At 64.3% G+C, this 12,751-nt stretch carries 13 protein-coding genes; 8 read left to right on the plus strand and 5 right to left on the minus strand.

Annotated features, from left to right (window positions below; translation table 11 throughout):
* Positions 1-36 precede the first annotated feature (36 nt).
* From JMJ54_RS02285 to JMJ54_RS02295, 3 genes are all read right to left on the minus strand, one after another.
* A complete protein-coding gene (locus tag JMJ54_RS02285) occupies positions 37-2,493 on the minus strand; it encodes an acyl-CoA dehydrogenase (RefSeq protein WP_203536325.1) in 2,457 nt (818 codons plus the stop codon).
* Between the two features lie 35 nt (positions 2,494-2,528).
* Positions 2,529-3,176: a TetR/AcrR family transcriptional regulator gene (locus JMJ54_RS02290; protein ID WP_203536326.1), complete on the minus strand. Its 648-nt coding sequence runs from the start codon at positions 3,174-3,176 to the stop codon at positions 2,529-2,531.
* A gap of 170 nt (positions 3,177-3,346) precedes the next feature.
* Entirely contained in the window at positions 3,347-3,760 is a 414-nt protein-coding gene (locus JMJ54_RS02295; RefSeq protein WP_203536327.1) for a YchJ family protein, read from the minus strand.
* Positions 3,761-3,836: 76 nt separating this feature from the next.
* Between JMJ54_RS02295 and JMJ54_RS02300 the strand changes: the two genes are divergently transcribed.
* The 7 genes from JMJ54_RS02300 to JMJ54_RS02330 all read left to right on the plus strand — a co-directional run bounded on the left by JMJ54_RS02300 (position 3,837) and on the right by JMJ54_RS02330 (position 10,037).
* Positions 3,837-4,514 (plus strand): HAD family hydrolase, encoded by a 678-nt coding sequence (locus JMJ54_RS02300; protein ID WP_203536328.1) that lies wholly within the window; start codon positions 3,837-3,839, stop codon positions 4,512-4,514.
* 2 nt (positions 4,515-4,516) lie between these two features.
* The gene (locus tag JMJ54_RS02305; RefSeq protein WP_203536329.1) at positions 4,517-5,287 is read left to right on the plus strand and encodes a CHAD domain-containing protein; all 771 of its coding nucleotides are present in this window, start codon (positions 4,517-4,519) and stop codon (positions 5,285-5,287) included.
* A 259-nt stretch (positions 5,288-5,546) separates the two neighbouring features.
* A complete protein-coding gene (locus JMJ54_RS02310) occupies positions 5,547-6,050 on the plus strand; it encodes a rhodanese-like domain-containing protein (protein WP_203536330.1) in 504 nt (167 codons plus the stop codon).
* A gap of 3 nt (positions 6,051-6,053) precedes the next feature.
* Positions 6,054-7,019: a serine O-acetyltransferase EpsC gene (gene epsC, locus JMJ54_RS02315; RefSeq protein WP_203536331.1), complete on the plus strand. Its 966-nt coding sequence runs from the start codon at positions 6,054-6,056 to the stop codon at positions 7,017-7,019.
* Positions 7,016-7,246, plus strand: coding sequence for a helix-turn-helix domain-containing protein (locus JMJ54_RS02320; RefSeq protein ID WP_203536332.1), 231 nt, complete (start codon positions 7,016-7,018; stop codon positions 7,244-7,246). Before epsC ends, JMJ54_RS02320 begins: the two co-directional genes overlap by 4 nt.
* A 108-nt stretch (positions 7,247-7,354) precedes the next feature.
* Positions 7,355-8,284: a family 2A encapsulin nanocompartment shell protein gene (locus tag JMJ54_RS02325; RefSeq protein WP_189460584.1), complete on the plus strand. Its 930-nt coding sequence runs from the start codon at positions 7,355-7,357 to the stop codon at positions 8,282-8,284.
* Positions 8,259-10,037 (plus strand): family 2A encapsulin nanocompartment cargo protein cysteine desulfurase, encoded by a 1,779-nt coding sequence (locus JMJ54_RS02330; protein WP_203536333.1) that lies wholly within the window; start codon positions 8,259-8,261, stop codon positions 10,035-10,037. The genes JMJ54_RS02325 and JMJ54_RS02330 overlap by 26 nt, the downstream gene beginning before the upstream one ends.
* 59 nt (positions 10,038-10,096) lie before the next feature.
* Here JMJ54_RS02330 and dut read toward each other — a convergent pair whose 3' ends face one another.
* Both dut and coaBC read right to left on the minus strand, forming a co-directional pair.
* Positions 10,097-10,546: a dUTP diphosphatase gene (gene dut, locus JMJ54_RS02335; RefSeq protein WP_203536334.1), complete on the minus strand. Its 450-nt coding sequence runs from the start codon at positions 10,544-10,546 to the stop codon at positions 10,097-10,099.
* Entirely contained in the window at positions 10,543-11,736 is a 1,194-nt protein-coding gene (gene coaBC, locus JMJ54_RS02340) for a bifunctional phosphopantothenoylcysteine decarboxylase/phosphopantothenate--cysteine ligase CoaBC (RefSeq protein ID WP_203536335.1), read from the minus strand. Before coaBC ends, dut begins: the two co-directional genes overlap by 4 nt.
* A gap of 55 nt (positions 11,737-11,791) precedes the next feature.
* On the opposite strand from coaBC, the gene radC reads away from it, so the two are divergent.
* A complete protein-coding gene (gene radC / locus JMJ54_RS02345; RefSeq protein WP_203536336.1) occupies positions 11,792-12,466 on the plus strand; it encodes a RadC family protein in 675 nt (224 codons plus the stop codon).
* The last annotated feature ends 285 nt before the right edge of the window (positions 12,467-12,751 follow it).

Raw genomic sequence — 12,751 nt, forward strand, 5'->3', positions numbered from 1 at the left:
TAATCACACTACCTATCGCCCCGTTTCGTTGCACGTTCAGATCACTTTGCGGTGGATCGCACCAGAATCGGCCATCGCCAGTTGCGGATCGAAATCATCGACCATGATCACTTCACGCTTCAGACGACGCGCACGCTGAACGGCGGCGAATTCGATGTCATTGATCAGGCCCTTGCCGCGCGCGTCGTCGAGCTTGTCCTGCGCGGTAATCCCGACCAGTTGGCCCTTGCGCTGCGCGCTGCGCAGCTTGCCTTCAAGCGCCTCGGTCTCGATCACAGCCTTCAGTGCATGCTCCAGCACGCCGACGGCATCGTTCTCGTCCTTCGACCGGTACATGTAGTGCACCAGACGGTCCCGCGAGGCCGATGGTTCCATCAGCAGCTTGGCGACGGCAGTGCCGGTGCGGTCGCTGGCCGGCTTGTACGACTGGCCGAACGGGAACACCACGCGGCGCATCAGCCACGCCAGTGCACCACTCGGGTGGTTGGCGAGGAAACCGTTCATGGCTTCCTGGCAGTCGAACAGCGCGGTCTCGACAGCCCAGCGCAGCAGCGGCAGGTCTTCCTTCGGTGCACCGTCGTCCTCGAACTTCTTCAGCGACGCAGTCGCGATGTACAGGTTCGACAGCATGTCGCCGAGACGGGCCGACAGCTTTTCCTTGAACTTCAGGCTGCCCCCCAAGGACGCCATGCCCATGTCGGCCAGGAAGGCGAACGCCGACGATAGACGCGTGATGTCGCGGTAGTACTGCGCGGTCGGGCCGCTCTTGCCGCCACCAGCCAGCTTGGCACCGGTCGCACCGAGCACCAGCGCACGCACCGCGTTCGATACCGTGAAGCCGATATGACCGATCACCGCGTCGTCGAAGGCCTTGCCGTCGTTGCCCATGGCCGCGCGCATTTCCTTCAGCACGAAGGGATGGCAGCGGATGGCGCCCTGACCGAAGATGATCATCGACCGGGTCAGGATGTTCGCGCCTTCAACGGTGATCGCAACCGGAATCGCGCCGTAACCGAGCGCCAGATAGTTGCGCGGACCGGTGCAGACGGCCTTGCCGGCATGCACGTCCATCGCGTCATTGATGGTTTTGCGCATGCGCTCGGTGTTGTGGTACTTGAGGATGCCCGACAGCACCGACGGCTTCTCGCCCAGATCGAGCGCCGTCAGTGCCAGACGTTGCGCGGCATCCATCTGATAGGTGAAGCCACCGATTCGGCCCAGTGCTTCGTCGACGCCTTCGAACTTGCCGATCGACATGCCGAACTGGTTGCGGATGCGGGCATAGGCACCGGTGGTGTACGAGGCAAGCTTGCCCGACGCGACCGACATCGCCGGCAGCGAGATGCAGCGGCCGACCGACAGGCACTCGACCAGCATGCGCCAGCCTTGGCCGACGTAATCCTTGCCGCCGATGATCCAGTCCATCGGAATGAACACGTCCTTGCCCCAGTTCGGGCCGTTCTGGAACGTCGCGGTACCCGGATAGTGGCGGCGGCCGATGCTCACGCCTTCGTGGTTGGTCGGAATCAGCGCGCAGGTGATGCCGATGTCTTCCTTGTCGCCGAGCAGGTGCTCCGGGTCATACAACTTGAACGCCAGACCGAGCACGGTCGCGACCGGGCCGAGGGTGATGTAGCGCTTTTCCCAGGTCACGCGCATGCCGAGCACGTTGTCGTGCTTCTCGCCGGTACGCGGATCGGTGTAGCTGCCGCGGCAGACGATGCCGTAGTCGGGGATGCCGCCGGCGTCCGAGCCGGCTTCCGGGCTGGTCAGCGCGAAGCACGGGATATCCAGACCCTTGGCGAGGCGCGGCAGGTAGTAGTTCTTCTGCGCGTCGGTGCCGTAGTGCTGCAGCAGTTCACCCGGGCCGAGCGAGTTCGGCACCATCACGGTCACCGCGGCCGAACCCGAACGGGTGGCGATCTTGGTGACGACGCGGGCGTGGGCGTAGTTCGAGAACTCCTTCCCGCCGAACTGCTTCTTGATGATCATGCCCAGGAAGCCGTTGTCCTTGATGAACTGCCAGACCTCGGGCGGCAGGTCCTTGGTTTCCTGCGTGATCTGCCAGTCGTCGAGCATCTGGCACAGCGTTTCGGTCGGGCCGTTGAGGAAGGCTTCTTCCTCGGCGGTCAGCTTCGGTGCCGGATAGCTGTGCAGCTTGTTGTAATCGGGCTTGCCCGAGAACAGGTCCCGATCCCACCAGACGGTGCCGGCGTCAATCGCTTCCTGCTCGGTCTGCGACATCGGCGGGGTGATTTTCTTGAAGACAGAGAACAGCGGACCGGTAACGATCGCGCGGCGCAGCGGCTTGAGGTTCAGCACCGCAAGCACGGCGAGCGCGCCCGCGCCCCAGCCCCAGTGCGCACCCTGCACGGCGATACAGTAGCCCAGACCTGCCAGGACCACGAGGGACGTCAGCCACAACGGTGCCCGCTTGTACGCAAGCACCAGAAAGGCGACCAGAACAACGGCGATTCCGATCAGTGCGGTCATGATGAACTCTCTCCTCTTGAGGGGAAAAGCAGACGTCAGCCGGCAGACGGGGCATTGAGCCCCGCGACGACAAACGGCAGCAGCATGCGCGCGACCAGCTCCGGGTCCCGCGCGTTGACGATGGGTTGCGCCATGAACAGACGCAGCACGTTGTTGCCGGCGAACGCGTTGAACAGCGCGCTCGACAGGAAATGGAAACGCCAGTGCAGTTCGAGCTCGGACAGGTGCGGCATGGCCCGGCCCAGCGCGGCGATGTAGCGGCGCGAGACTTCGCCGTAACGGCGCGGCATGCTTTCCTTCAGTGCCGGGTGCGGCTCGACGAAGGTGCGCGCCAGCAGCTTCACGAACAGCTGGCCGCCGTAGTCGGGCTCGTTGCCCATCTGCAGCGCGGCATTGGTGAAGGCGTGGACGATCTGCAGCGCGCTCGGCACCGGATTGACGCGCTCGGCCTCGTCCAGATGCGCGAGCATCAGCTGCGAGAACGGCTCGGCACGGCGTTCGAACACGGCCTTGAACAGACCGTCCTTCGAACCGAAGTAGTAATTGACTGCGGCGATATTGACGCCGGCAGCCTGCGTGATCAGTCGCATCGACGTGGCGTGGAAGCCATGTTCGACAAACAGCTTCTCTGCTGCATCGAGGATGCGCGCCGAGGTTTCGAGTGCTTTGGCCGATTCAGCCATCTTCTGCTCCTTGTGTTTTGTAATCGACCGATCACAGTTTCAAACACATGTTTGAAAAGTACGCCACACCCTGATCATCGTCAAGACATTAAGCAAACGATCGTTTTAATTTTGACGCATCGGCACCACAAACGCACGACCGTCCTGAACGGACGGCGGTTTTTGGTGCATCAGTGGCCGGAATCAGGGGCGTCCAGATCTCCGTTGATGTACAGCCAGCCTGCTTGCGGATCTCGACGGAAGCGGCTGCGCTCGGTCAGCCGTTCCGCCTTGCCGCCCACCTTGTAGAACGCGGTAAACGCGACCTCGGCACGATCACCGGCCGGAAAGTGCCCGGCCACCTCCAGCCTCAGCCACTTGATCGATGCATCGTCGGCCACATCGAGCGAGGCCGGCCGTGTCTCCGGCGCCCAGCTCGCCAACAGATAGGCTTCGAGTCCGAGCACGTAGGCGCTATAGCGCGAGCGCATCAGCGCCTCGGCGTCCGGTGCCAGTTGCCCGGCGTGATAGCGGCCACAGCAGGACAAATAGGCCTGGCCGCTGCCGCACGGACAGTCGCCGGCATGCGGTTTGCGTTTCGACATGGATTTCCCCCTTCGCTGCGGCCGGACGGCCGCATCGGTTAAACTACTGCTTTACTGGAAACCCGGATTATCTGCGATGCAGCCCTTCCCCGCGCGTGGTGCGATTTTCGACATGGACGGTCTGCTGCTCGATACCGAACGGATTGCCTGCCAGGCATGGCAGCACGCGGCCGACGAACTGGGGCTGACGATCGCCGAATCGGTCGTGCTCGGCATGGTCGGCATGCACTCGAGCAAGGTCGACGCCTACCTGTCCGGCGAGCTCGGCAGCGACTTTCCGATCGACGCCATCCGCACGGCAACGCACCGCCACTACCTGCAGCTGACCGACGCACCCATCCCGCTCAAGCCTGGCGTAGTGGCGCTGTTCGAATGGTTCCGCGAGCGTGGCGTGCCGATCGCCGTCGCCACATCGACGCGCCGCAGCATCGCCGAACACCACCTCAAGGCCGCCGGGCTCTGGTCCTATCTGAGCGCCAGCCGATGCGGCGACGAGATCGAACACCCCAAACCCGCACCGGACATCTATCTGGCCGCGGCCAGCGCGCTCGGCGTGCCTGCGCACGAGTGCTTTGCCTTTGAGGACTCGAACTTCGGCGTCAAGGCCGCACACTCGGCCGGTTGCCGCGTCGCCATGATTCCCGACCTGCGCCAGCCCGACGCGCACACCCGGTCGCTGAACGTACCGGTGCTCGACTCGCTGCACGATGCCCTGCACTGGGTGCACGGTCAGACCACCACCGAGCAGGCCTGACCATGGACCGACGGCAGCGCTGGCAACGTTCACTCAAGCGCGATGCACTGGCCATCGAAGCCGCCTACGCCGCACTGCAGGCCGGCAGCGACGATCCCGAAGCGCTGCATACGCTGCGTGTAGCCGTACGCGGCCTGCGTGCCGCGCTCGCACCGTTTTCCGCTCACCCCGACATCGCATCTGTCCGGGCCGGACTCGGTGCGCTGGCACACGACACCAATGCCCTGCGCGATGACGAAGTGATCCGCGCCCTGCTGGCCACACTACCCGGCGGCGGCACGCTGCTGGCAATGCTGGCCCCGCCCGCTGACGAACACACGCTGACCAGCGTGCTGGCAGCCCATCGTGCGGCAACCGACGGCCTGCACCGACGCATCCTGCTCGCCGTCGATGCGCTCGATCAGGTGCAGCTCGAAACCGCCAGCCGGCAGGCCACACGCCGCGCCCGCCGCAAGTTGCACGGTACCCTCACACAACTGACCCCGGCGACCCCGGCACATGAATGGCATGCCGCACGCCTGCAGGTGAAAAAGGCCCGCTATCTGCATGACGGGCAAGCATTGTGGCTGGGCAAGCGCTGGCAGCGCTTCGGCCCCCAGTGCAAACCGGCTCAGGAAGCCCTCGGCCATTTGCACGATCTGGATGTGCTGCATCAGCGCTACGGCAACCGGTTCGATCCGGCACTTGAAACGGCATGGCAGCAGGCCCGTCGCAAAGGGCTCGCTGCTGCGGATGCCGCAGTCTGGACGCTCTGCCGTACGCTGAACGACTGATCCGGCCAGCCCGTGCAGTGATCATCCAAGCCCCGCGCCGCGGGGCTTTTTTCTGTCTGGCACAACCGCATTCAGCCTGCATCACCCCGCACTGCCTGGCTGACGGGGATCGCCACCAGAACATTACAAACACAAATAACAAACCGGAATAAATAGGATATTTGATATTCCTTTACGCCGATTTTCCTGATTCTTATCCTGCGCACATCAGATCGCGCAAAACGGTGCCGCGATATGGCCCCGACAGGAGAAGAATCATATGTCCACCACCGCACTCGCCCCGCAGACCGACGCAAATCCCGAAACACATACTGTAAGCACGCACCCGCTGCTGCTGGCCGCGCGCCAGCGTCTCGATGACGCACAGCTGCCCTTCGCGGGCAGCGTCACGCCACAGGAAGCCTGGCAACTGGTCGAGGACGGCGCAGCCCGGCTGGTCGACGTGCGCTCGCCCGAAGAAGTGAAATTCGTTGGTGCCGTGCCCGACACGCTCAATGTCCCATGGGCATCGGGTACCGCACTGAACCGGAATCCGCGCTTCGTGAAGGAGCTGGAAACCAAGGCCGGCGGCAAGGATGCGGTACTGCTGCTGCTATGCCGCAGCGGCAAGCGCTCGGCCGAAGCCGCCGCAGCAGCCAGCAAGGCCGGCTTCAGCCAGGTTTTCAATGTGCTGGAAGGCTTCGAGGGCGAGCTGGACGCGCAGCAGCGGCGCGGCGCGATCGGTGGCTGGCGTCATCATGGTCTGCCCTGGCTGCAGGACTGAACCATGAAGATCGCCGATACACCCCCGCTCGTCGCGCCGTCCACCGACAGCAGCCTGTGGCCACTGCACCAGATCGTTGCCGACCTGCGCACCATCCGCAGCCAGTGGCGGACCGCCCAGCAGCGCCTGCCCGAACCCAGCAGCCGCGAGCTGCCTTCCCGCGATGTCCTGACCACGATCGCCCACGCCCTGCGCGGTGCGCTGTTTCCGCTGCGGCTGGGCCCAGCCGACCTGCGCCCGGCCAGCGAGGATTTCTACGTCGGCCACACACTCGACTCGGCGCTCAATGCGCTGCTCGGTCAGGTCAAGCTCGAACTCAACTTCGCCGGCCGCACCCGGCCGGACGACGCCGGCAACCAGCTCGACCAGCAGGCCCGCGACATCGTGCGGACCTTTGCCACCGGTCTTCCCGAAATCCGCCGGCTGCTCGACAGCGATGTCGAAGCCGCCTATCTCGGTGACCCGGCCGCGCGCAGCGTCGACGAAATCCTGCTGTGCTATCCCGGCATCATCGCCATCATCCATCACCGGCTCGCCCATGCTCTGTACGTGCTCGGTGTTCCGCTGCTGGCCCGCATCGTCGCCGAACTCGCCCACGCCGAAACCGGCATCGACATCCACCCCGGCGCACAGATCGGTCGCGGTTTCTTCATCGATCACGGCACCGGTGTCGTCATCGGCGAAACAGCTATCATCGGCGAACGCGTACGGCTGTATCAGGCGGTCACACTGGGCGCCAAGCGCTTCGACACCGACGCCAACGGCGCGCTGCACAAGGGCCTGCCGCGCCACCCCACTGTCGGCGACGACGTCGTGATCTACGCCGGCGCCACGATTCTCGGCCGCATCACCATCGGCCAAGGCTCGGCCATCGGCGGCAATGTCTGGCTGACGCGCAGCGTGCCGCCCGGCAGCGTCATCACGCAGGCCAGCCTGCGCCAGCAGACACAGGACGAGGCGACGACATGACGAGCCGCTATCTGCACTTCGGCCGGATCATCCGGCATGCCCGCGAATCCCATGCCTGGTCGCAGGAAGCCCTCGCCGAGCGCGCCGACCTCAACCGCTCCTATCTGGGCGAAATCGAGCGCGGCGCGGTGGTGCCATCGCTGCACACCATGGCCAAGCTCGCACAGGCCCTCAACCTCAAGCTGTCCGAACTCGTCGCCCGCTGCGAGGAAAGCACCGTGGTCTGAGCGCCGGACCTCGCTGGCGAGCCGCATTGATGGCGATAGCATGTTGAGCTTGTTTCATGCCAAGCGGATATTTGCATATTCCATTTATGCATAAACAGGAGCCGTTTGATGTCCGCCCAACAAGACCCGCAACTGGCACTCGGCGACAACGCCGCCCGCCAGCTTGCGAATGCCACCAAGACCGCCCCCCAGCTTTCGATCATCACTCCGCGCTGGTTGACGCATTTGCTGCAGTGGCAACCGGTCGAGGCCGGCATCTACCGCCTCAACAAGGTCAAGAACCCGCTCGACGTGCGCGTGGCATGCTCGCAGCGCGACGAAGCCGAACTGCCGAACACCTTCGTCGCTTACGACGAGCAGCCGCGCGAGTACTTCCTGAACGCCGTAACCACGGTGCTGGACGTGCACACCCGCGTGTCGGACCTGTATTCGAGCCCGCACGACCAGATCAAGGAACAGCTGCGCCTGACGATCGAAACGATCAAGGAAAGACAGGAAAGCGAGCTGATCAACAATCCGGATTACGGCCTGCTGGCCAATGTCGCCGACGAGCAGCGCATCTCGACGCTGACCGGCGCACCGACACCGGACGATATGGATGACCTGATCACCAAGGTCTGGAAAGAACCCGGCTTCTTCCTGACCCACCCGCTGGCGATTGCCGCTTTCGGCCGCGAATGCACCCGTCGTGGCGTGCCGCCGCCAACCGTCAGCCTGTTCGGTTCGCAGTTCCTGACGTGGCGCGGCATTCCGCTGGTGCCGTCGGACAAGGTGCCGGTCGAAGACGGCAAGACCAAGATCCTGCTGATCCGCAGCGGCGAAAAGCGCCAGGGCGTGGTCGGCCTGTTCCAGCCGGGCCTCGCCGGCGAACAGAGCCCGGGCCTGTCGGTACGTTTCATGGGCATCAACCGCAACGCGATCGCGTCGTACCTGATCTCGCTGTACTGCTCGCTGGCCGTGCTGTCGGACGATGCACTGGCTGTTCTCGATGATGTGGAAATCGGCAAGTACCATGACTATCCAGATACCTACAAATGAGCCCGTACCGGCAGGCTTGCCGGACGAGCTGAGCTTGGCGCAACTGGCTGGCGAGTTTTTTGCTGCACTGCCCGGTAACCCGCTGGAGGAGTTGCGCAACCGCGCCACGCCGCCGCGTGCGGCCGAGCCGGCCATCGTGCTGGGTAGTGGTTCGCCCACGCTTGCACCGGTGGCACCGCCGGGCGAGGCACCGGTCGGTGCCGGCGTACCCCGCAGCAGCGCAGCCCAGCCCGGCTTGCCGGAAGGCTATGCCGCAGCCTTGCCGGGTGTGCCCGCGCCATCGGCACCGTCCGCATCGTCGCCGTTCTACTTCCTCGACCACGGCTATCCAGCCGGCGCCGGTCTGGTGGTCCCGGACCAGATCGCCGTGCAGCCGTTCGGCTTTCCCGGTGACGCGGCATTGCGCTCGTTGCTGGCAGAGATCGATCATCGCCCGCCGGCATCGGCAGCGCCGTCAGGCCCGGGTGGTCATTTCTATTTTCTGGACCCGCTGACAGAACGCCGGCAGACCACTGCAGCACCGCAAGCAGCCAGCAGCGCGACGATCGACGTCAACCGGGTACGGCGCGACTTCCCCATCCTGCAGGAACGGGTGAACGGCAAGCCGCTGATCTGGCTCGACAACGCGGCAACGACACACAAGCCGCAATCGGTGATCGACCGGATCTCGTACTTCTACGCGCACGAGAACTCCAACATCCACCGCGCCGCGCATGAACTGGCCGCGCGGGCCACGGACGCCTACGAGGCGGCCAGACAGAAAGTGACGAAGTTCCTGGGCGCGGCTTCGCCGGACGAAATCATCTTCGTGCGTGGCGCCACCGAGGCGATCAACCTCGTGGCCAAAAGCTGGGGGGTGGCCAATATCGGCGCCGGTGACGAGATCATCGTTTCCAATCTCGAGCACCACGCCAATATCGTGCCTTGGCAGCAGCTGGCCGCCGAGAAAGGCGCGCGCATCCGCGTGATTCCGGTCGACGACAGCGGCCAGATCCTGCTCGACGAGTATCGCAAGCTGCTGAACAGCCGGACCCGGCTGGTGGCGGTCACGCAGGTTTCCAATGCGCTGGGCACCATCACGCCGATCCACGAGATCGTTGCGCTGGCGCACAGCGTGGGCGCCAAGGTACTGGTCGACGGCGCACAAGCGGTCTCCCACCTGCGCGTCAACGTTCAGGCCATGGATGCGGATTTCTACGTATTCTCCGGCCACAAGGTGTTCGCCCCGACCGGCATCGGCGTGGTTTACGGCAAGAAGGCGATCCTCGACCAGATGCCGCCGTGGCAGGGTGGCGGCAACATGATTGCCGATGTGACCTTCGAGCGTACGCTGTACCACGGCGCGCCGGCGCGCTTCGAGGCCGGCACCGGCAACATTGCCGACGCGGTCGGTCTGGGTGCGGCGATCGATTACATCGAGCAGCTGGGACTCGAAAACATCGCGGCCTACGAACACGCCCTGCTCGACTATGCCATGCATGGCCTGGGCGCCATTCCCGGCCTGCGGCTGATCGGCACCGCACAGCACAAGACGAGTGTGGCGTCGTTCGTGCTGCAGGGTTACCGCACCGAGGAAGTCGGCGACGCACTCAACCGTGAAGGCATTGCCGTGCGTTCCGGTCACCACTGCGCACAGCCGATCCTGCGCCGCTTCGGTGTCGAGGCCACCGTGCGGCCATCGCTGGCGTTCTACAACACCTGCGAAGAGGTCGACCGGCTGGTCAGCGTGGTGCGCGGTCTGGCACGGCGCTGAGGCTGGTCACGAAAAAAGCGGGACAGTTGTCCCGCTTTTTTACGAACGTTGCGTGGGCGTCAGTGCTTGCCGGTACTGCCAAAGCCACCTTCACCACGCTCGCTCTCGGCGAAGTCGTCGACGATATTGAACGCTACCTGCACCACCGGCACGATGACGAGCTGGGCGATGCGCTCCATCGGCTGCACCGTGAACGCCTGACTGCCGCGATTCCAGACCGAGACGAAAATCTGCCCCTGGTAATCCGAATCGATCAGGCCGACGAGATTGCCCAGCACGATGCCGTGCTTGTGGCCAAGGCCGGAGCGCGGCAGGATCATCGCCGCCAGCCCGGCATTCTCGAGATGGATGGCCATGCCGGTCGGCACCAGCGCGGTGGCCCCCGGTGCCAGCTCCAGCGGTGCGTCGAGACAAGCTCGCAGGTCGAGCCCGGCGGCACCCGGTGTGGCATATGCCGGCAGGTTGTCCTTGAGGCGATCATCGAGAATCTTGACGTCGAGCTGGGTCATGCGGTTCTTCCTTGTTTGGCGTAAAGCTTGGCAATATGGGTAATCATCCGGCGCGCCACGTCGAGCTTGGGGCCGCGCGGCAAACGGTGTTCACCGTCGTCGTCGAGCAGGATGACCTCGTTGTCGTCGGCGCCCATCGCCTGCTGAACCAGATTGGCGGCAAGCAGCGGCAGGTGTTTGCGACGACGCTTGGCTTCGGCGTATTCGAGCAGGTTCTCGGATTCGGCCGCGAAGCCGACACAGAACGGTGGCAGGTCGCGGCAGGCGATCTTGGCGAGGATATCGGTGTTGGGCGCCAGTTCCAGCGTCAGGATGTGCGCATCCTTCTTGATCTTGTGCTCGCTCTGGTTGAGCACATAGTAATCGGCGACTGCGGCAACCGAAATGAAGATGTCCGTGCTGTCGACTTCGGCTTCGACCGCCGCGAGCATGTCCTGTGCCGACTTCACGTCGATGCGGCGCGCATCCAGCGGCGTCGGCAAGGCCGTTTCACCGGCGACGAGCACCACCTCGGCGCCGGCCTCGCGCGCAGCGCGCGCCAGTGCGAAACCCATCTTGCCGGAGCTGGTATTGGAAATCCCGCGCACCGCATCGATACGCTCGAAGGTCGGCCCCGCAGTCAGCAGCACCCGTTTGCCCGCCAAAGGTTTGGGCTGGAACGCAGCTTCGAGCCGCGCCATGATTTCCTCGGGCTCGATCATCCGGCCCAGCCCCACTTCGCCGCAGGCCTGCTCGCCCGCCGCCGGGCCGAGAATGGCCACGCCGTCATCGCGCAGTTGTTGCACGTTGCGCTGGTTCGGGGGGTTCTCCCACATCTGCCGGTTCATCGCCGGCACGACGAACAGCGGACAGTCGCGCGCCGCGATCAGGGTCGACAGCAGGTCGTCGGCAAAACCATGCGCGGTTTTGGCCATCAGATCGGCCGTCGCCGGCGCCAGCACCAGCGCGTCGGCGCCGCGGGTCAGCTGGATGTGCGCCATGCCGTTGCTGATCTCCGGCGCCCACATCTGCTGGTAGACGGGCCGGCCGGACAGCGCCTGGAACGTCACCGGCGTGACGAAGCGCGCGCCAGCGTCGGTCAGCACCACGTCGACCAGCCAGCCAGCCTTGACCATCAACCGGGTCAGTTCGGCTGCCTTGTACGCGGCAATCCCGCCCGACACGCCGAGCACGATGCGTTTTTGCTTCATTGCGAGCCCTTGCTTATAACGAGGTTTCCCATCGGAACGAGTTTACCCGAGAAGCATGCCGATCACCGACTGGCCCACCACCGAAAGACCACGGGAAAAGTTGCTCAACCTTGGCGCAGCCGCGCTGTCTGAAGCCGAACTGCTGGCAATTTTCCTGCGCGTCGGGCTGCCCGGCAAAAGCGCAGTCGATCTGGCGCGAGACCTGCTGCGCCACTTCGGCTCGCTCGCTGCGCTGTTTGCCGCGCCACGCCCGGCCTTCGCCGCCGTACCGGGCATGGGCGACGCCAAATATGCACAGCTGCAAGCCGTTCTGGAGATGGCACGGCGCACGCTCAAGGAAGAGCTCCATCAGGCCAGCGCCCTTGATTCGCCGAGTGCGGTTCGCGGCTATCTGGGTCTGTTGCTTCGCCATCGCGATATCGAAGTCTTCGCCGCGCTGTTTCTCGATTCCGCGAATCGCGTGATGGCCTGCGAGGAGCTGGCCCACGGCAGCCTGTCGGAAACCCGCGTTTACCCGCGAGAACTGGCGCGGCGGGCACTAGCTCACAATGCTGCAGCAGTCATCGTCGCACACAACCATCCCTCCGGTCGCGCCGATGCATCCGAAGCCGATCGCCTGCTGACACGACAGCTGATTCAGACGCTGAACCTGATCGACGTCCGCCTGCTGGACCACTTTCTTGTCGCTGGGCCCCATGTCGAATCGTTTGCCGAACGTGGCTGGATGTAATCAGGCCGAACGGCAATGGCCACCGCCTCCGTTCGTCGATGCGCCGATCCAACACCCTGCGCGCCGACTTCGTCCTACACGCCCCTTCCGCCCGTCGGCGCTAAACGCTTGCTTTAATGGACAAAGCCACCAAAGGCGTCATCAGTTTCAAAGGGGTGGGTATGTTGCATTTGCTGCACCCGGGAAAACCCGGATTTGACAGCATTTCTGCCGCCTCTCCATGATGATTTCCAGCGTTACATGGGACTGTTATGGCCGTTTTGGCCAAAAGCTGTGACCACACAG

Source organism: Jeongeupia naejangsanensis (genome assembly GCF_016865585.1).
Lineage (GTDB): Bacteria > Pseudomonadota > Gammaproteobacteria > Burkholderiales > Chitinibacteraceae > Jeongeupia > Jeongeupia naejangsanensis.

What these genes read in the sequence shown, in the direction of transcription:
- JMJ54_RS02300 (WP_203536328.1), top strand. Translation starts at nt 3,837, where the DNA reads ATGCAGCCCTTCCCCGCGCGTGGTGCGATTTTCGACATGGACGGTCTG.
- epsC (WP_203536331.1), top strand. Translation starts at nt 6,054, where the DNA reads ATGAAGATCGCCGATACACCCCCGCTCGTCGCGCCGTCCACCGACAGC.
- JMJ54_RS02285 (WP_203536325.1), bottom strand. Translation starts at nt 2,493, where the DNA reads ATGACCGCACTGATCGGAATCGCCGTTGTTCTGGTCGCCTTTCTGGTG.
- JMJ54_RS02290 (WP_203536326.1), bottom strand. Translation starts at nt 3,176, where the DNA reads ATGGCTGAATCGGCCAAAGCACTCGAAACCTCGGCGCGCATCCTCGAT.
- dut (WP_203536334.1), bottom strand. Translation starts at nt 10,546, where the DNA reads ATGACCCAGCTCGACGTCAAGATTCTCGATGATCGCCTCAAGGACAAC.
- JMJ54_RS02310 (WP_203536330.1), top strand. Translation starts at nt 5,547, where the DNA reads ATGTCCACCACCGCACTCGCCCCGCAGACCGACGCAAATCCCGAAACA.
- coaBC (WP_203536335.1), bottom strand. Translation starts at nt 11,736, where the DNA reads ATGAAGCAAAAACGCATCGTGCTCGGCGTGTCGGGCGGGATTGCCGCG.
- JMJ54_RS02295 (WP_203536327.1), bottom strand. Translation starts at nt 3,760, where the DNA reads ATGTCGAAACGCAAACCGCATGCCGGCGACTGTCCGTGCGGCAGCGGC.
- radC (WP_203536336.1), top strand. Translation starts at nt 11,792, where the DNA reads ATGCCGATCACCGACTGGCCCACCACCGAAAGACCACGGGAAAAGTTG.
- JMJ54_RS02305 (WP_203536329.1), top strand. Translation starts at nt 4,517, where the DNA reads ATGGACCGACGGCAGCGCTGGCAACGTTCACTCAAGCGCGATGCACTG.
- JMJ54_RS02320 (WP_203536332.1), top strand. Translation starts at nt 7,016, where the DNA reads ATGACGAGCCGCTATCTGCACTTCGGCCGGATCATCCGGCATGCCCGC.
- JMJ54_RS02330 (WP_203536333.1), top strand. Translation starts at nt 8,259, where the DNA reads ATGACTATCCAGATACCTACAAATGAGCCCGTACCGGCAGGCTTGCCG.
- JMJ54_RS02325 (WP_189460584.1), top strand. Translation starts at nt 7,355, where the DNA reads ATGTCCGCCCAACAAGACCCGCAACTGGCACTCGGCGACAACGCCGCC.